This window comes from Sporichthyaceae bacterium (genome assembly GCA_036493475.1).
GTDB lineage: Bacteria > Actinomycetota > Actinomycetes > Sporichthyales > Sporichthyaceae > DASQPJ01.
This window is the reverse complement of record DASXPS010000158.1, coordinates 1-17,059: the sequence shown is the minus strand read 5'-3', so window position 1 is coordinate 17,059 and position 17,059 is coordinate 1. Positions and strand designations below refer to the sequence as shown.

22 protein-coding genes are annotated in these 17,059 nt (G+C 69.8%); 8 read left to right on the top strand and 14 right to left on the bottom strand.

The features are described 5' to 3' along the window. Nucleotides 1–164: 164 nt before the first annotated feature. From VGJ14_16245 to VGJ14_16235, 3 genes are all read right to left on the bottom strand, one after another. Entirely contained in the window at nt 165–2,315 is a 2,151-nt protein-coding gene (locus tag VGJ14_16245) for a hypothetical protein (protein HEY2833982.1), read from the bottom strand. After that, nucleotides 2,312–2,839: a hypothetical protein gene (locus VGJ14_16240; protein ID HEY2833981.1), complete on the bottom strand. Its 528-nt coding sequence runs from the start codon at nt 2,837–2,839 to the stop codon at nt 2,312–2,314. Before VGJ14_16240 ends, VGJ14_16245 begins: the two co-directional genes overlap by 4 nt. A gap of 106 nt (nt 2,840–2,945) precedes the next feature. Further along, the gene (locus VGJ14_16235; protein HEY2833980.1) at nt 2,946–3,305 is read right to left on the bottom strand and encodes a hypothetical protein; all 360 of its coding nucleotides are present in this window, start codon (nt 3,303–3,305) and stop codon (nt 2,946–2,948) included. Nucleotides 3,306–3,373: 68 nt separating this feature from the next. Here VGJ14_16235 and VGJ14_16230 point away from each other — a divergent pair, with 68 nt between their 5' ends. Continuing rightward, the gene (locus VGJ14_16230; protein ID HEY2833979.1) at nt 3,374–4,210 is read left to right on the top strand and encodes a hypothetical protein; all 837 of its coding nucleotides are present in this window, start codon (nt 3,374–3,376) and stop codon (nt 4,208–4,210) included. On the opposite strand, the gene VGJ14_16225 is transcribed toward VGJ14_16230, so the two are convergent. The 6 genes from VGJ14_16225 to VGJ14_16200 all read right to left on the bottom strand — a co-directional run bounded on the left by VGJ14_16225 (nt 4,207) and on the right by VGJ14_16200 (nt 7,670). Continuing rightward, nucleotides 4,207–4,794, bottom strand: coding sequence for a DUF6230 family protein (locus tag VGJ14_16225; protein HEY2833978.1), 588 nt, complete (start codon nt 4,792–4,794; stop codon nt 4,207–4,209). The genes VGJ14_16230 and VGJ14_16225 overlap by 4 nt on opposite strands. Nucleotides 4,795–4,841: 47 nt before the next feature. Beyond that, nucleotides 4,842–5,426: a hypothetical protein gene (locus VGJ14_16220; protein HEY2833977.1), complete on the bottom strand. Its 585-nt coding sequence runs from the start codon at nt 5,424–5,426 to the stop codon at nt 4,842–4,844. Nucleotides 5,427–5,506: 80 nt separating this feature from the next. Next, a complete protein-coding gene (locus VGJ14_16215; protein ID HEY2833976.1) occupies nt 5,507–5,905 on the bottom strand; it encodes a DUF6114 domain-containing protein in 399 nt (132 codons plus the stop codon). 1 nt (nt 5,906) lies between these two features. Next, nucleotides 5,907–6,584 carry a DUF6230 family protein gene (locus tag VGJ14_16210; GenBank protein HEY2833975.1) on the bottom strand — a complete coding sequence of 226 codons (678 nt, stop codon included), beginning with the start codon at nt 6,582–6,584 and terminating at the stop codon, nt 5,907–5,909. Then, nucleotides 6,577–7,011 carry a DUF6114 domain-containing protein gene (locus tag VGJ14_16205; GenBank protein ID HEY2833974.1) on the bottom strand — a complete coding sequence of 145 codons (435 nt, stop codon included), beginning with the start codon at nt 7,009–7,011 and terminating at the stop codon, nt 6,577–6,579. The genes VGJ14_16210 and VGJ14_16205 overlap by 8 nt, the downstream gene beginning before the upstream one ends. Continuing rightward, complete coding sequence (locus VGJ14_16200; protein HEY2833973.1) at nt 7,011–7,670, bottom strand: DUF6230 family protein; 660 nt, start codon at nt 7,668–7,670, stop codon at nt 7,011–7,013. Before VGJ14_16200 ends, VGJ14_16205 begins: the two co-directional genes overlap by 1 nt. A 109-nt stretch (nt 7,671–7,779) precedes the next feature. Between VGJ14_16200 and lepB the strand changes: the two genes are divergently transcribed. The 4 genes from lepB (at nt 7,780) to VGJ14_16180 (ending at nt 10,823) form a co-directional block, all read left to right on the top strand. Next, entirely contained in the window at nt 7,780–8,382 is a 603-nt protein-coding gene (gene lepB, locus VGJ14_16195) for a signal peptidase I (protein ID HEY2833972.1), read from the top strand. 80 nt (nt 8,383–8,462) lie between these two features. After that, nucleotides 8,463–9,818 carry a hypothetical protein gene (locus VGJ14_16190; protein ID HEY2833971.1) on the top strand — a complete coding sequence of 452 codons (1,356 nt, stop codon included), beginning with the start codon at nt 8,463–8,465 and terminating at the stop codon, nt 9,816–9,818. A gap of 2 nt (nt 9,819–9,820) precedes the next feature. Then, nucleotides 9,821–10,660, top strand: a complete 840-nt coding sequence (locus VGJ14_16185) for an Abi-alpha family protein (GenBank protein ID HEY2833970.1) — start codon at nt 9,821–9,823, stop codon at nt 10,658–10,660. 10 nt (nt 10,661–10,670) lie between these two features. Then, complete coding sequence (locus VGJ14_16180; GenBank protein ID HEY2833969.1) at nt 10,671–10,823, top strand: hypothetical protein; 153 nt, start codon at nt 10,671–10,673, stop codon at nt 10,821–10,823. On the opposite strand, the gene VGJ14_16175 is transcribed toward VGJ14_16180, so the two are convergent. After that, complete coding sequence (locus VGJ14_16175; GenBank protein HEY2833968.1) at nt 10,797–11,402, bottom strand: TetR/AcrR family transcriptional regulator; 606 nt, start codon at nt 11,400–11,402, stop codon at nt 10,797–10,799. The two genes, VGJ14_16180 and VGJ14_16175, sit on opposite strands and share 27 nt — an antisense overlap. 30 nt (nt 11,403–11,432) lie before the next feature. Next, complete coding sequence (locus tag VGJ14_16170; GenBank protein ID HEY2833967.1) at nt 11,433–11,924, bottom strand: SRPBCC family protein; 492 nt, start codon at nt 11,922–11,924, stop codon at nt 11,433–11,435. A gap of 37 nt (nt 11,925–11,961) precedes the next feature. On the opposite strand from VGJ14_16170, the gene VGJ14_16165 reads away from it, so the two are divergent. After that, nucleotides 11,962–13,008, top strand: a complete 1,047-nt coding sequence (locus tag VGJ14_16165) for an LLM class flavin-dependent oxidoreductase (protein ID HEY2833966.1) — start codon at nt 11,962–11,964, stop codon at nt 13,006–13,008. 40 nt (nt 13,009–13,048) lie between these two features. Continuing rightward, a complete protein-coding gene (locus VGJ14_16160; GenBank protein HEY2833965.1) occupies nt 13,049–13,468 on the top strand; it encodes a nuclear transport factor 2 family protein in 420 nt (139 codons plus the stop codon). Between the two features lie 7 nt (nt 13,469–13,475). Here VGJ14_16160 and VGJ14_16155 read toward each other — a convergent pair whose 3' ends face one another. From VGJ14_16155 to VGJ14_16145, 3 genes are all read right to left on the bottom strand, one after another. After that, complete coding sequence (locus tag VGJ14_16155; protein HEY2833964.1) at nt 13,476–14,090, bottom strand: maleylpyruvate isomerase N-terminal domain-containing protein; 615 nt, start codon at nt 14,088–14,090, stop codon at nt 13,476–13,478. 12 nt (nt 14,091–14,102) lie between these two features. Next, a complete protein-coding gene (locus VGJ14_16150; GenBank protein ID HEY2833963.1) occupies nt 14,103–14,513 on the bottom strand; it encodes a hypothetical protein in 411 nt (136 codons plus the stop codon). 77 nt (nt 14,514–14,590) lie between these two features. Further along, nucleotides 14,591–15,493, bottom strand: coding sequence for a crotonase/enoyl-CoA hydratase family protein (locus VGJ14_16145; GenBank protein ID HEY2833962.1), 903 nt, complete (start codon nt 15,491–15,493; stop codon nt 14,591–14,593). A gap of 93 nt (nt 15,494–15,586) precedes the next feature. Between VGJ14_16145 and VGJ14_16140 the strand changes: the two genes are divergently transcribed. Beyond that, on the top strand, nt 15,587–16,990 hold the full coding sequence (locus VGJ14_16140) for an NAD(P)/FAD-dependent oxidoreductase (protein ID HEY2833961.1): 1,404 nt from the start codon (nt 15,587–15,589) through the stop codon (nt 16,988–16,990). Nucleotides 16,991–17,059: the final 69 nt, after the last annotated feature.

Genomic DNA, 17,059 nt, shown 5'->3' with positions numbered 1-17,059 from the left:
GTAAGTGACAGGTGTGCGTTCGGGAAGATCTTTCGACAAGCCTTGGAAAACGGCCGGCTCAAGGTCATCCGAACGGCTGACCTCGGATGAAACCCCGCCGGGAACTCACTGCATCCACGCCGGCCATTGGCTCGGAATTCCCTGTACCGCAGGCTTTTTTCGGCTCAGGGGAACAGCGGGCCGCCACCCGGTCGCGGCGTGCCGAAGATCCCGCCGCCACCGTCCGGATTGGTCGGCTGCTGGTCGCCGGGCAGTCGGAACTCCACGGCCTCCCACTGGCGGTAGCCGGTGTGCTCCAGGCCGAGCAGGGCGTACCGCTCCGGTTCATCCGGCGGAACGACGCCCGGCCCATCCGGGGCGGGCGCGGGCCCGGCCCCGGTGGCGCCCAACTTGATCAGGCAGAACCGGTCGCCGTGCCGAAGGCCATCGTTGGGCGGCCAGTTCTCGCCGAAATCCGCCCTGGCCACAATCGGCCACGACGTGTCATCGGGGGACGGCCCGTAGCAGGTCAGCGAGCGGAAGGCGCCGGTGTCCCGGTTGGCCGCGATCATCGCGTTGAGGATCTCCGTCGGGGCCGTCGCGGCGACCTTCTTGTCCACCTTGCCAGTGCGCGCGGCGTCGAACAGTGCCGCGGCGATCTCGGTCTCGTTGAACGTCTGCAGCTTGTCCGCCTTCAGCCCGCCGGTACTGGTGTCGTAGGTGAAGGTGGCCGCGACGTCCAGCGTGGGGCAGCACCCCGAGTCGGTGTCCCGATCGGTGCGCCAGTTGATCTTGCCGACTTCTTTGTCGACGCTGACCCGGTAGATCTCGTTGCGCGGCCGGCCGGTCACCGTGTCCAGACTGACGTAGCCGAGCAGGCTCGCCTGGCTGTCGTACGCGGCCACCGCATCCGCGCCCTCGCCGTTGGCGTCGCTGCACTTGAGCACCACCACGGTGTCCGGCACGCCGTCGCCGGTGATGTCCCCGAACACCGTGTAGTCCTTGAACCGGCTGGGGTCCAGCGTGGACGCCAATGCCACCTGCCCCTGGTCCGGCGGGACGTTCGGTAGGTAGCCGCCGACGAGGTTTCCCGCGGGATGCCCACAGAGCGCGGGCACCGGCAACGACTCCAGCTCGGAGGTGTCCAGCGGCTGCCGGTTACGGATCTCCTTGGAGATGATGGCGGTCACACTGTCCGCGAACTCACTGATCCGCGGCAGGTCGGCGGCGTAGCACTGGCGCACCGTGGAGGCCCAGACCGGGCCGAGTTGGGGTGCGGTGGCGTCGTCCAGGCGCATCCCCACACTCTGGTTGCCGGTGCCGAAGGCGCTGAGGGTGAACGAGCAGGTGGACCGCAGCTGGGAACGGGCGGCGAGGGTCACTGCGGCGGTGCTGGTGGCCAGGTCGCCCAGGGAGATCTGGTCGGTGCGGAACGGGCGCAGGTTGAACCAACCCAGGTTCGGCGCCTTCACCTGTACGTCACCGGCGAACGCGTCCAGCGCGACGTTGGGCGGGTAGGGCAGCAACCCGGTAAGCGCGGCCGACCCGGCCGCGTAGCTGGCCGCCGCGCCGCTGCTGCCGATCGCGGCCGCCTCCGGCGGGATCGACCCGCAGGGGGAGTAGGGATCGAACTTGGTTGGGGCCAACCCGGCGCATGCCCCGAGCAGCAGCCGGGACAGGATGCGCGGCTCGGAGGCAGTGGTGCCCACCCCGGTATTGGTCAGGTCCGCCAACTGCGAACCGTTCTGCGCGCTGCCGAAACCGATCACCGTGGTGACCTCGTTGCCGCGGTCGTGCCCGGCGACCTGACCGGCCACGGCGTACCGCGCGGCCGCGCCGCCCAGCCCATGGGTGATCAGGATCGCCTTCTGCCCGAGCGCTGCGGTCACGCAGTCGATGGCGTCACCCAGCGCGGGGCCGATGGCCGGGTCGTCCACCCATTTGCCCGCGCTGCCCCGGTAGTCGAACGTGTAGACCGCCGCGCCGGGGATCTGCTGCAACTGCCCGATCAGCGAGGCGCGGCGCGCGGGCGGCGGGGTGCCGCTGGTGCTCATGTCGATGGGGACGGAGAAGTCCCCGGTGCGGGTGGCGTCGTGCTTGGACCGCCCGGTCCAGTCCGGGACCATGATGATCGGCACGTACACGCCGCGCCGGTCCGGCCGGGACTTGATCTTCGAGCCGTCGTCGGCGCGCTCGAGAATCGGGGCGGGTTCGATCTGCCCGCACGCCGCCGCCTCCGGGGCGCCGCTGCTCGCGGCCCGGGCCAACGTGACCGTGGGCAGGGTGAGGCTCAGCACCGCCAATGCCCCCAGGCCCAGCCGCAGGTGGCGCCTCATTGCGTGTCCGCCTTCGGGGGTTGAGCCGGGGTGGTCGGTGCAGGCGGCAACGGGTTGGGCGCGGCGGGTGGCTTCGGGGCCACCGGCTCCTTGGGCGCGGACGGTGTCATCGGCACCGTGCCGACCACCTTCCAGCCGGTCGGCTCCTTGATCATCATCACCGTGTAGACGGTGGTCGGCGCGCCGGGGGCGGTGACCGTCGCGGTGATCGTGCCGCCACCCAGGCCGTCGGGGTGCCAGGTGGCCTCGTTGGCGGTGACCGTGGCACCGGCCGGCAGGGCCTGCTTCGCCTGGGTGCCGATCGCCGAGCGCACGTCGGTGGCGATCAGATCCTGTGGCTTGCTCGGCATCTTCGCCAGCGCCTGGGCGACCTGATGTGCATCCGCCGGGGTGGGCTGCGTGCTGCTCGGCGCGGACTGGTTGTCGTCCGAGCCGTGCCAGTGGTGCCACCCCAACGTCGCGCCGCCGCCGACGACCACGACGGTCACTGCGAGCGCGGCGAACTGCGGACTGCGGGCGCGCATGAACCTGCTTCCTCCCCGGCGGACGGGCAGGCCCCATTCTGGCCTGTCGCCACCGGCGGCGACGCAGTGCGCCGCGAATGTGCCCGGCTTGGCCCAGTGGGAGCCCTCACCGGCCGTCGGCCCAGCGGTAGGCGTCCAATAGCGCATCGTGCACCGGTTTGCGGGTGGCTACCCGCAGCTGGATGAGGACGGCGGGCCAGCCGTCGAAGTGGGGAATGGTGAAGAACCCCTTCGGCGGCTTGGCCAGCACAGCCTCCTTCTCGTGTAGATCCGCGACCCGCACGGCGAGGATCTCGCCCTCCGGAACAGCCGCCCCAGCGAACCTTTTGATGTCGGCCTTTGTGAACGGCCGTTCCCATGCGAAGCACTTATTGCGGAGGTTCCAGGCGCGGTTGCCCCGGCGCTCGACCTCGGTGACATCCGGAAAACCCAACGTCAGTTGGCCAATCTCGTCCAGCGTCAGCATCTGCTCGCTCCTCATGTCATCCAGATCGGACGTAGACGTGATTGACGACTAACATCTAGAGTTATCCCATGACGCCGCCGGATATCGTCTCCCACCACCTCAATCACACCGGTCAGAACGTGCTCACGATCGCCAGCTGGGTGATCGCCGCCGCGGTCCTGGTACTCGCCGGGTGGTTGAGTCGGCGGGCCAAGCACCCGATCTTCCTGTGTCTGGTGCTCGCCTCCGGCGTGGCCGCGCTGGCCGAGCCGCTCTACGACGTGATGTTCAGTCTCTACTTCTACTCCGGGCACGGCATGCAGAAGACCTACACGGTCTTCGACATCCCGCAGCCGGTCTGGGCCTACAGCGGCTACGCGATCCTCTACGGCCTGCCGACTTTGCTCATCGTCAAGGAGATCGGCGAGGGAAAGATGTCGCCCACCCGGCTGTGGGCGTGGGCCGGGGTCGAGCTGCTCGAGTCCTGCGTGTTCGAGATCGCCGGCATCAACATGGGCACCTACACCTACTGGGGCCCGCACGTGTTCCGCGTCTGGCATTACCCGCTCGTCGTCGGGGTGCTGGAGGCCGCGCAGGTGATGACCTTCGCCATCGCCTGCGCCCACCTGCGCTACCGGATGACGGAGTCCTGGCAGAGCCTGGGCACCTTCGTGATCTTCCCGATCACCATGCTGGGCACGAATTTCGGCGCCGGCTGGGCGACCATCGTGGCCATCCACGCACAGGAGGCCACCGTGTGGTGGATCCGCGCGGCGACCCTGGTGTCCATCGCCACGGCGGCAGCGTGGGTGCGCATGCTGACCGCGATGATCCCGCCGCCGAGTGGGTCACTCCCCGCGGCAGGCGCCGTTCGGCACGGTGTGCAGCAGCAGGTGGTGGAGTTCGCAAGTCGCAATGCAACCTAGGGGCAGCCGTGGCTGCCGGCGAGAACCTGGATGTGGAAGCCGGGGACGTCGAGCAGGTGCGGGATCACGATGTCCCGCACGGTGGCCCGCACGTTCCTCAGTTGCACGGTCGATGCCTGCAGGCCGAACCGGTTCGCCGCCCCGTCGAGAGCCAGCCCGGGCGCGTTCACCACCACGTCCGCTGCGCTCTTGTTCAACTGGACCTGCCCGCCCGCGTTCAACACGCCGGACACCGAGGACAGGTCCAGCAGCAGGCCATCCACCGCGATCTCGTAGCTGGCCGGGTCGGCGTCGCCACCGGTGAGCAGCAGCGTCAGCGGCTGTCCGAGAACGTCCGTGTGCTCGGCCAGGCAGAGCCCGTCGATGCGCCCCGCGCCGACGCCGATGCGGGCTGTCGGGGTATGTCCGCCGGTGGTGGGAACGTCGGCCACCACCACGCCGAAACCAGTGCCGGTCAGTCCGGAGGTGGCCAGGTCCATCGAGCCGGACTGCGCGACGAAGGACAGCGCCAGTGCACCGTTCGCCAGCAGCACGCCCAGCACCCCGACCGCCACCAGGACCGGCGCCAGCACCGCCCCGAACACGCCCCAGCGAGTCCCTGACTCTAAGTCAGGTTCGTTGCCCGCGGGCATCATCCTGGCTCCACGGTGACGCTGACACTGGGCAGCAGCAACGACATCCCGCCGCTGGTGCCGACGGCCCGCAGGGCGTAGATGTCGACGTCCAGGTCCTTCGCGTTGATGACGTGCGGCAGCGCGCCGGACTTCACCAACTGCCCGAGCAGGCCAAGGATCGAGTGCAGGTCGGTGCACGGCGCCGGGGGCAAGCACACGTCGAGGCGGTGCACCACGCCCCACAGCAACACGTCCTGCCCGCCGAGCACCGCGGCACCGGCCCCCGATCCGGCGTTGCTGATCGCCAACGCCGCGCCGCTGCTGCGCTGACTGATGCTCAACTTGTCCAGGTCGATGCGGGCGAACTCCAACAGCAGCGTGTTGCTCGGCGACTTCCCGCCGCCGGCCAGGGCCACCGGCTGCCGCGACTGGATCGCGGACAGCGCCGTGATGCGCAGCGTCGGCGCGGTCACGTGCACCGGCGTGGGCGCGGCGAGAAAGCCGGGCGCGGGCGCGGCCGCCGGCCGGGTCACCGCGCCCGCCAGGCGGGACGGGCCGAGCGCGCTGCCCACGGCGAGCAGCCCCGCCAACGCGACCCCCATCCCCTTGCGTCCGAAGAAGAGTGTCCGCGCACCCACACTTCTTCGGACGCAAGGGGGGTGGAGGGTGGCGGCGGGCGGGGTCACGGGCGGGCCGGCTTCTTCGGTCCCCACGCCAGCGTCATGGCGCCGCCGATGATGCCGGCGAGCATGCCGAGGAACAGGCCGCCGAGGTTGGACACGATCAGCGAGGTCACCGCGAGCAGCACCCCGACGGCGCCGACCACGTACCGCTGGCTGGGCGCGCCCCAGGCGGCCAATCCGCACAGGATCATGCCGCCGCCGGTGAGCCAGCCGCCGATCCCGCTCAGCCCGGCCCCAACTGCGATGTGCGCGGGCACCATGGACAGCCGCAGCACCAACCAACCCCCCACCAGCAACCACAGCCCACCCCAAAAAGGCCGGGTGCGCCGGAACGCGCGGAGCGTCCGCCGCGCGGCGTCGAGCCGGTCGCGCGTCACCGCCTCAGCGCTGCTCCTCATCTCAGCACCCCGAGACATCGCCCGGGTGCACGTGGATGCCGAGGTTCGGCAGCGTCAGGCCGCCCACGACCTGGGTCTGATACGCCGACGCGTACACGTTGTGCAAGGTCACCTCGCCGTTGGTCAGCCCGAACGCGCCCGGCACGCCGCCCAATGACTGATCGCCCGACCTCACAGTGTCCGCGGAGACCCCGAGCACGGCGGTCAGCGTCGACGAGGTTGAGCTCAGGTCGGTGATGTCGAACAGCAGGTTGGTGCCCGAGGACTGCTGCGTCCCGACGGAGCCGATGCTGATCGTGTAGTTAACCCCGAGCAGCGACTGGTGCACCAGGATGCACAGCCCGGACAGCTTCGCCGAGGACAGCGCGGCGTGCAGCACGACGGGCTTGCTGCCGCTCTGGGTCTGCGCGACGACCAGCACCGCGCCCAGACCGCTGCCGTCGAGCTCGTCAATGTGCAGGCCGAACTTCTGGTTGGTCACGTTGAACCCGGCGGCCAGCGCGCCCTGCGCCATCGCGACGCCAACCGCGGCCGAGGCGACGGCGGCCGGGGCGAATACGGCCGCACCGCGGGCCCATCGGGTCCCGTATTCAGGGCCCTGCTCGGCCGCGGTGAGCATCGCCCGGTGCTTCGCGTGCAGCGTCGCAACCAGCCGGGCACTGCGCCGGTGCTCACCCATCGGCCCACCCCCCGTGGGCGCGGCGGAACCAGGTCCCGCGGCTCCTCGGAAACGCCGTGAGGTCCGGCACCCACCCCACCGCCAACGATCCGCCGAGCACGCCCAACAGCATGCCGATGACGAACCCGCCGAGGTTGGACAGCACGAACGAGGCCAGCGAGGCGCCCACCGCGATCAGCCCGGCCACGATCCGTTGCGAGGGCACGATCAGGATCACCACGCCCATCAACAACAACAATCCGGCGCAGGCCAACCCGGCCCCCGCGCTCTTGCCGGCCTTGATCAGCGCATCGGTGGGGCCGATCGGCAGCGCGCCCAACTCCAGACCGGCGATCACCACCAGCAACCCACCCCAGAACGGTCGGCTGCGTCGGAAGCGGCGGAACCGCAGCACGGGCGGTGAGTTGCGCAGCTGGGTCAGGTGCATCAGTAGCACTCCCCGTTGGCAACGCCGCTGCCCTTGTTGACCTTCACCTTGAGCCCGTTCAGGTCCACGGTGCCGGCAATGATCGCGCCCTGCGCGTTTGCCTGCAATGCCTGCAGCGACCCCGCGCCGGGCGCCGAGATGCCGAAACGACCGTGCGCGTCGGACGTTTCCCCCAAGGAGTCCAGGGCGGAATGGCCCAGTGCGATCGGGTCCTTGCCGTCGGCGCCCGCGGCCAGCGTGGCCAGACCCACGTTGATGCCCGCGGCGTCCAAGGTCATCTGATGGGCCGTCGTCCGCCCGGAGGTGTGCAGCCGGATCGTGTAGCTGCCCAGCGCGGGGAAGCTCAGCACCAGCGAGATGCACAGGCCCTTGGTCAGCACCGCCTCGGGCAGCCCGGCGATCATCACCCCGCGCGTCTCGCCGCCGTTCTTCATCTGCACCGTGGACGGGTAGAGCGTCAGCCCGCGGGGCAACTCCACCGGCCCGCCGTTGGAGGACAGTTTGATGTCCTGGCCGGAGATGGTCAGGTTGATCGGGATCGGGCCGCGCAGCGTCGCGACAATGAGCGCCACGGCGGCGACCAGCGATGGGCCGAACACGGCCGCGGTGCGGCGCCATCGGGTGCCGCCGCGGGGCAGGTCCGACGCCGACGCGCTCACAGCAGGTTCCCTCCGGGTGGGACGAAGGTGGGCCCATCGAACAGCTGGGCCCTACGATCCGTCAAAGACTTCCGCAGCGGGATGGGACGCGGTGCGCCGATTGCCGCAGGTGAGGTCCCGCCGGGTCGCGCTGGTGGCGGGCGGGGTCGTACTGCTCGTGCTCGCCCTGCTGGCCGCGGCCGTTGCGGTGCTGGCCGTGCGGGTGCAGGGCGAGAGCATGCAGCCGACCCTCAACGACCGCGACCGGGTGCTGCTGCGCCCTTTCACCGGGGGTGGTCTACCGCACCGTTTCGCGCTGGTGGTGGGACGCTTCGAGGCAGGTGGACCGCGGGTGGTCAAGCGAATCATCGCCCTGCCCGGCGATCGGGTGCAGATCCGCGGGGACAGTGCCGGGCACGTTCACGTCGAGGTGCAGCCGGGCGGCGACGGGTCGTGGCGGCAGGTGGAAAACCCCGCGTGGGCGGTGCGCGACTGGGCTGAGGGCACGGCCTGCTGCACGGGCGAGGGGAAGGCCACCGACGCCGCGGTGCCGGTCGTGGTGCCCGCCGGAATGCTGTTCCTGCTCGGCGACAACGCCGCGGCGTCCCGCGATTCGCTCAGCCTGGGCTGGGCGCCGGCGGACCTGGTGCAGGGCGTGGTCGGGTGGCGCGTCTGGCCGCTCGGCGACGTCGGTCGGGTCGGCGGGCACCTGCGGTTGTGGCCGGCGGACTGAGCCCGGGCGTTTACAACGCGGGCGGCCGCGCTTCACGATGGCCCCGGACATGCCGGGTCCACGGAATGGAGGCGACCTGTATGAGCGTCGTCGCCGCCGGCGGGCTGGTCGACTTCGAATCGATGACCGGTCAGTCGACATTCGTCATCGACCTGGTCAGCATCCCGATCTTCAGCGCAATCGCCGGGCTGGTCACCAACTGGACCGGCGTGATCATGCTGTTCGCGCCGATCCATTTCCGCGGCTTCCACTGCCCGGGCGTCAAGACGCTCTTCCCGTTCCTGCCGCGCCGGTTGCAGGTGCTGCCGATCTTTGCCCCCGGCGGCATCCTCGGCTTCCAGGGCTTCATCCCGGCCCGCGCCGAACGCATGGCCAGCATCTGCGTGGACAAGGGGTTGTCCCGGCTGGGCAGCATCGGGGACTTCCTCACCGAGCTGGACCCGAAGTTGATCGCCGACCAACTCGCGGTGGTGGCCCGCCCACAGGTGCGCGGCATGGTCGACGAGATCATGGAGCGCGAGCATCCCGAGCTGTGGGACCAACTACCGCAGCAACTGCGTGAGGTCGTCTACCAACGGGTGCTCAACCGGCTGCCGACGATCGCCAACCACGCGATGGACACCATCGAGGAGAACATCGACGACCTCATCGACATCAAGCTGATGGTGGTCGGCCGGCTGCGTGAGGACCCGAAGATTCTGCGCGACATCATCTACAACCTGGGCGCCAAGGAGCTGCGGTTCATGACCGCGATCGGCTTCTGGTTGGGGCTGCCGCTGGGCCTGCTGCTGGCGTTGTTCCTGCAGGCAACCGGTTCCGTGCCCGGGCTGTCAGCAGTCCCGCACTGGTTGATCGTGATCACCGGCGCCTCGTTGATCGGCATCATCGTGAACATCGTCGCGATCAAGATGGTGTTCGAACCGGCCGACCCTGCCCCGCGCTACCGCTACCTGTGGAAGCAGGCCAAGTTCGCTCGGCGGCAGCACGAGGCGGCCGCGAGCTTCGGCTGGTCGTTGGCCTACGAGGTCATCACGATGCCGAACATCATCACCGAGCTGGTCTCCGGGCCGCGCTCGGACAAGACCCGGGTGCTCATCCAGGCGGTGATGCTCTCCGAGGTCGATGAGATCGTCGGCCCGACCCGCACGCTGGTGCGCGCGGCGGTGGGCGGCCGGGAGTTCGAGGCGATCCGGCTCGGCACCACCGGCGCGGCCATGGACGTCGCGCCGCGGCTGCTGGAGGACGCCGCGTTCACCCAGCGGCAGGCGGAGAAGATCGATGCGTTCTGTACGGAGAAGCTGCGGGAGCTGCCGCCGAGTGAATTCATGGAGATGCTGTACTCGGCCGTTGAGCAGGACGCCTGGCTGCTCTACGCGCACGGTGGTTTCCTGGGGCTGTTCGTCGGTGTCATCCACCTGGTGATCTTCGGAGGGTGAGCATGAGCGAGCCGGTCCCGGCGCCGGTGCCGTCGTCCAACGGCCACCGCCTGCCGGTGCGGCTGGACCTGCGGAGTTACTCCGGCGCGACCGGCCTGGTCCGGTTCGCGGTGGGGACCTCCTGGCGGGTATCCACCGGGGTGCTGAAGGGCGCCGTCGCCGCGTCCACCGGATTGGTCCGCGACGTCGTTGCGGGAGAGCCGATCACCGAGATCGTGGACCGGCAGATCGAGACGGTGCGCTTCCGTGTGGTGCGCGGGCTGGGCCTGCAGCCGCAGCACCCGCAACATCCCCTGGTGGTGCGGGTCCACCATGACGGCCAGTCACTGGCGGAGCTGCGGGAGCAGGGCGACGAGTTGCTGCGACAGGTGGGTGACCCACACGCCCGGCCGCACAACGAGCACCCGGCGTTCACCCGCATCCTGCGCGAGCTGATGCCCGATGAGGCCCGCATCCTGCGATTCATGGCGCTGGCCGGTCCGCAACCGGCCATCGACGTGCGCACCAAGACGCCGTTGGGCGTGGGGTCGGAGCTGATCGCCAGCGGTATCAATCTGGTCGCCGAGATGGCCGGCTGCACCTACCCGGAGCGCTACCAGGAGTACCTGGCGAACCTGGACCGGTTGGGCATGATCTTCTTCTCCGCCGAGCAGGTGGAGGATCCGCGCCGGTACTCGTTCGTGGAGGCGCAGCCGGTGGCCGCGGCCGCGATGGCGCGGGCCAAGCGCACCGTGACGGTGTATCGCAGCATCCAGATCACCCAGTTCGGGCTGCAGTTCTGCCACGTCTGCTTCACCCTCGACGGCTATAACGCCGGCGGTTGGGTGAAGGATGTGCGGTAGGAGGGGACCGATGAGGGAGAACAGCGACCCGCTCACCGACCAGGTGCTCAAGTCCTCGACGGGGGTGAAGATCGGCATGATGTTGGTCGGCGCCATCGCCGCCGGTGTGCTGGCGAGTAAGCAGCGCGGTAAGCGGTCAGCCCGCAACGCCGTCCGGGGTTAGCCGGGCGAGCAGCGAGCGACTGAACAGCAACGCGCGCAGCTCCTCGGCCACCTGGAACAACGGGTCGATGGAACGCGTCGCGCGGCACAATGCGATCGCGCCGGTGATCGAGGCCAGGCAGGTGGTGGCCAATGAGTCGGCGTCGGCCGGCGCCCATCCCTCGGCCCGGAAGGCCCCCGCGATGGTGGACCTCCAGCCTGCCAGGATCAGCGCGGCCTTGTGCGCCAGGGCCGCACCGTCCGCTCCGGCGTCGGCGGCGGTGGCCACCACCGGGCAGCCGGCCCGGAAGTCGCTGTCCTCCAACACCCGCGTCCAGAACCCAATCAGCCGGGTGAGCACCGCGTCCGCGCCGTTGCGTGCGGCGCGCTCGATCATCCCGGCGAACGACTCGCCGGCGTAGTCCAGCGCCTCGTCGATCAGCTGCGCGCGCCCGGCCGGGAAGTGGTGGTACACCGAGCCGCGTGGGCCGCCGCTGCGCGTCAGCACCTCCTCGACGGTGACCCCCGCGGCGCCGCGTTCGCGCATCACCTCGATGGTGGCGACCAGCATCTTCTGCCGGGTCTCGCCGCGCGCTGCCATACGCCCAATTCTAAGGTATCAACCATAAAATCAGGCGAACAGTCGTCGAATGCCCTCCAGGTTCGCGGTGATCCCGGCCTGCCACTCCTCCAGTCGACGGGCCACGATGCGGCCCTCCTTGTCCGGCATGGACTCGATCGCGCCCTTCAGTCCGGACAACGCCGGGCCCATCTTCCCCCACTGCCGGATGGTCGTGGAGTCCTTGCCGGGCTCCACCTCGAAGCCCCAGGAGGCACTCACCTCGCCGTCCCCATTGAACACCTGCCAGACCCAGCGTCGACCGTCTTCCACCTCGCATACCTCGGATTCCGTGGTCCACTCGCCGAGCGCCTCGTGCTTGTTGTGGCCACGGAAGCGGGCGCCGAGGGCCACCCCGGTGGCGCCGTCCAGCCACTCGGCGGCCTGCAGCTCGCCGGCGAAGCGGGCGGGCAGGCTGATGTCGGTGACCAGCGCCCAGGCGTCCCCGGCGGCGGCCGCAACGCGGATCGAGCACTCCATGGTCGGGTAGTCGCGGTAACGCACCGGAGCCTCCCTCTACTATGCTTATGACCATAGTATTGTGCTGCGAAGGGTGGTCGCCATGCGGGTCGGCGTGTTGGTGCAGCCGCAGGCACCGGGCGCGGTGGAGTTCGCGCAGCGTGCCGAGGGCATCGGGGTATCGAGCGTGTGGGCCCCGGAGACCTGGGGTTACGACGCGCTGACCGGCCTGTCCTGGATCGCCGCGCGCACCACCACGCTGGCGGTCGGCTCCTTCGCGGTGCAGCTGGGTTCGCGCAGCCCGGCGCTGTTGGCTTCCTCCGCGTTGAGCCTGCAGACACTGTCCGGCGGCCGGTTCCGGCTCGGCGTCGGCGTCTCTGGCCCCGGCGTGATGGAGGGCTGGCACGGCGTCCGGTTTCACAAGCCGGTGCAGACCACCCGGGAGACCATCGAGATCGTCCGCATGGTGTCCCGTGGGGAGAGGCTGGAGCACCCCGGCGAGATCTATCCGCTGCCGCTGCCGGACAGCCGCGGCAAGGCAATCACCCCGGCGGTGCAGCCCGCGCACGTGCCGATCTACGTGGCCTGCCTGGGCCCGGCGAACCTGGCGTTGACCGGCGAGTTGGCCGATGGCTGGCTGGGCAACACCTTCGTGCCGGAGCAGGCGGAGATCTTCCTCGGCCCGATCGCGCAGGGTGCGGCGCGCGCCGGTCGCACCCTGGCCGACCTGGACCTGGTGGCGCCGGTGGCGTTGGAGATCGCCACCGATGACGCGGACGCGCGCCGCCGCGGCCGTAAGCACGCGGACGGCTACGCCTTCACCATCGGGGCGATGGGCACCGGCTCGACGAACTTCTACAACGACGCCTTCACCCGGCTGGGCTTCGGCCCACAGGTGGCCGAGGTGGCCCGGCTGTGGAAGGAGAAGCGCCGCGACGAGGCTGCGGCCGCGGTCCCGTTGGAGCTGGGCACCATGACCAACCTGGTCGGCACCCTCGAGCAGACCGCCGAACGGGTGACGCAGTATCAGAAAGTAGGCATCACCACGCTGCTGGCGAAAACGGCCGGGCCATGGGATGTGCAGCTGGCCGCGCTGCAGGTGTTGCTGGAGATCGTGCAGCAGCTCTGACGGTGGTGTCGATCGCCGTACCTGCGGGTATGCGCTCACCATGACGAACACCGATACCCGCACCGACATCGAGGCGCTCACCCACCGATGGGAGAAGGCGCTGGCCGCGCACGATCTGGACGCGCTGGTTGCCTGCTATGCGAGCGACGCGGTCCTGGAGAGCCCGGTGGTGGCACACCTGATGGGTGGCCGTGGCGTGGTCCGTGGCCACGCGGAACTGCGGCCGTTCCTGGCCAAGGTCGTCGCACGTACCCCGGACGTGCGGCAGTATCACCGCACCGGGTTCTTCACCGACGGCCACCGGGTGACGTGGGAGTACCCGCGGGATGCGCCGGCCGGCGAGCAGATGGACTTCGTCGAGATCATGGAAGTCGAGGGCGGGCTGATCCAGGCGCACCGTGTGTACTGGGGCTGGCGGGGCGTGGATGTGTTGTTGACGGACCAGTACCACCGCAACTGACGCGACGTCAGGGCACCAGGGTGAAACCGCCGGGCAGCGGGGCGCGTCCGGTGAGCGCGGTGAGCAGCGTGGGTGCCTGACCGGTGACCACGCAGATGCGCGCGGCCAGTTGAGCCGCTTCGGCAAGGACCTCGCCGTCGAATTCCAGGGCCAACCCGGTGGCCGCGGCGATGTCCAGGCCGTGCACCACCAACTCGAACGTGCGGGTCGGCAGGTAGCGCGCCGCCCGCATGCCACCCGCGAGCGTGCCGATCAACGCGTTGGGATCGGTGGCGATGACTTTTGCCTGCGCCTGTGCCACCAGCTCACGGAAGGCCGCTGCCGGGTTCGCGCCCAGCTGCGCGCCCGCCCGTCGACCCCGCTCGGCGATGGCTGCCGGGTCGACCTGCACCTTCGCCACCAAGGCGAAGTACGCCTCGGGTGAGGCGACGTCCTCGGTGGCGGCCGGTTGGTCGAAGTAGGTGACCACGGTGGTCAGGGCGCGACCGGTATGGCCGATCAGCGCCCGCAGGTCCCATTCGCCGAGGGCCGGGCCGGTCAGGGTCGCCGGGTCGACGCGCTCGACCAAGTCGGCGACGGTGTCGGCGGCGCAGGCGTAGGTGCGTGCCTCGTCGGTTTCCACGAGGCTGTTATCTCATGCCGCAGGTCGCCACGTTTCGCGGCGGCGGGCGGCGCCGTGGATAGCCCCGATGGTCACCGGGCTGAGTACCGGCGGCCGATTCTTCAGCAGGCCGGGTAGCTCCTGGGCGTTGCACACGACAACGTCCGACGGATAGTCCCCGATCTCCCGCGCAGTACCGGCCAGGACGGTCAACGTGGTGACCTCGACCGGACAGCCCGCCGCGACGGTGAGCAGCCGTGCCGCCCTGCGGGACTGGAACCGTGCTTTGCCCGGGTGGTACTCGGTGGTGACCGCGAAAACGCCGCCGGGGCCGATCACCAGATGGCGGATGTCCAGCTCCGGGGACGGGACTGCGTGCCGGATCCGCCAGGCCGGTCCGAGCGCGGTCAGCCGCTCGGCGATGAGCTCGTCGAAATCGGTCATGCCCGGAGCTTCGGTGCGTGCCCGCGCCGGCTGTACCACGCGTTGTGACTAAATGCGCATAGTCCGAGTAAGCGAACTCAGCCCCAGGATGGCTTTACCTCGACGATATGGGTGGGGTCGGGGCGCTTGCCCTGCGAGTAGTCCGCGAACGGACCGTCGCGGCGGGCCACGGCGGCCGGCACGCCGTTTTCCTCGGCGTATTCGATGAACTCGAGCGCCTCGGGGGTGTTGCGCAGCATGCCGTCGAGCAGGCTGCCGACCAGCTGAGTGGAGCCCAGGCCCATGTTCGCGTAGGCCTGGTTGATCACCAGCTTCATCGCAGTGAGTTGGTTGAGCGGGATGCTCAGCAGCTGCTGGGCGGTCTGGTGGACGCGCTGCTCCAGCTGGTCGAACGGCACTGCGTCGTTCACCAGCTCCAGCTGCTTGGCCTCGACGCCGGTCAACGCCTTGCCGGTGAGCGCGTACTCCTTGGCCTTGGTGAGGCCGAGCCGGTACACCCACATGCCGGCGTGGTGGCAGCCCCACATCCGGGAATACGGCGTACCGATCACCGCGTCCTCGGCCATGATCACCAGGTCCGCGCACAACGCCATCTCGCTACCGCCGCCCACGCACCAGCCGTGCACCTGGGAGATCACCGGCTTCGGGCAGTGCCACAGGCTCATGAACTTGGGCACCCAGCCCAGCGTGGGCGAGGAGGCCGCGATGAATTCCTTGCCGGGGTCCCACTTCCCGTCGGTGTAGAGCAGGTCGTCCCAGTGGTGGAAGCCGTCACCGAAGTCGAAGCCGGCACAGAACGAACGGCCCGCACCGCGCAGCACGATCACCTTCACGCTCGCGTCGCGCACCGCTTCGTCGACCGCGGCCTGCAACTCCTCCGGCATCGGCGGCACGATGGTGTTGAGGCTCTCCGGCCGGTTCAGGGTGATCGTGGCGATGCCGCCGTCGGCGGCGTACACGAGGGTGCTGAGGTCGGTCATTTCCGCCTCCGAGAAGTCGGTCGAACGTCTTGTTGCGCGTTGAGTGCACCACGAAGGGCGACGGGACCACGGGGCGGGCCCTACGGTTCGTCCATGAATGGGATCGCGCGCCACGACAGCGCCGACGTGGTCATCGCCGGAGCCCGCTGCGCGGGCAGTGCCGCGGCCATCGGGTTCGCCCGGGCCGGGCGAAGCGTGATCGCCGTGGACCGGGCCAAGTTCCCTTCTGACACCCTGTCAACGCACGTGAACTTCCCGTCCGCGGTCGCCGAGATTCAGGCGGTCGGGGCGCTGGACCGGGTGCTCGCGTATGACCCGCCGCGGTGCACGCACGGGATGATCGAGGCCGACGGCGCCCGGTGCATGCAACGGTTCGCGACCGTCGACGGCATTGACTTCGGCATCTGCCTCCCCCGTCCCGAGTTGGACCTGGCGCTGGTGCAGACCGCGCGGGAGGCCGGCGCCGAGGTGCGCGAGCACACCTCGGTGGAGCAGGTGCTGTGGCGCGACGGGCGGATCGCCGGGGTGGTGGTGCGAGAGCCGGACGGCAGTCATACCCAGATCGCCTGCAAGATGCTGGTCGGTGCGGATGGGCGCCGCTCGACGGTGGCGAAGCTGGTGGACGCGGACCGGCCGTACCGGGGTTCACGCAACGAACGCGGCTGCGCGTTCTGGTACATGGACGATCCGCAGATCGGCACGGAGTGGCGGCTGCGGCTGATCCAGCTGCGGTCCGGGGACACGCACGCGCTGATCTTCCCGTGCCCCAACGACCGGGTGTTGTGCCTGTTCATGGGGCCGGCCGTGGACATCCCCAAGTTCCGCGCCGACCCCGAAGGCATGTGGGCGGCGATGCTCGACGCCAACCCGGCGGTCCGGGTGCGCCTGGGTGGCGCGACGAACTTCAGCCGACTGCGCTCCACCGGGGACAACGTGGCGTTCTTCCGCCGCTCGAGCGGGCCGGGATGGGCGTTGTGCGGGGACGCCGGGCACTTCAAGGACCCGATCATCGGGCAGGGCATCCGCGACGCGCTCCGGTTCGGGCGCCTCCTCGGCGAGGCCTGCGCGCCGCTGCTGGACGAGCCCGAGGCCGCCGACGCGGCGGCGCGCTCGGTTGAGGCACGGCGGGACCGGGAGTGCAACGCGACCTATCACTGGGGCAACCGGGAATCGCGCGACTTCGTGGTCAACCCGATCGTGCAGGAGGCGCTGGTCGATCTCGACGGTCGCGAACCGCCGCTGCTGCTGCACATGTTCGACCGGATCAAGGCCCCGCACCACGTGCTGAACCCCGTGCGCGGGGCGAAGTATGTGGCGCGGGCGATGCTGCGGCCGGGCTCGGACCGCAAGGCGTTGTTGAAGGAGGCGCTCGGCGAGATCCGCATCGACCGGGACGTGTGGCGCGAGGAGTTGCGGCCGCAGTTCCGGTCGCCGCGGATCACCGCCTCGGAGCGGGCGGACTACGTCTGGCCGCCGCGCAAGGAGCGTGGTGAATGACTGCGACCAAGCGCGTCTGCGCCGTGCAACTGGCGGTGCGCATCGGGGACGTCCCGTCGAACCTGCGGC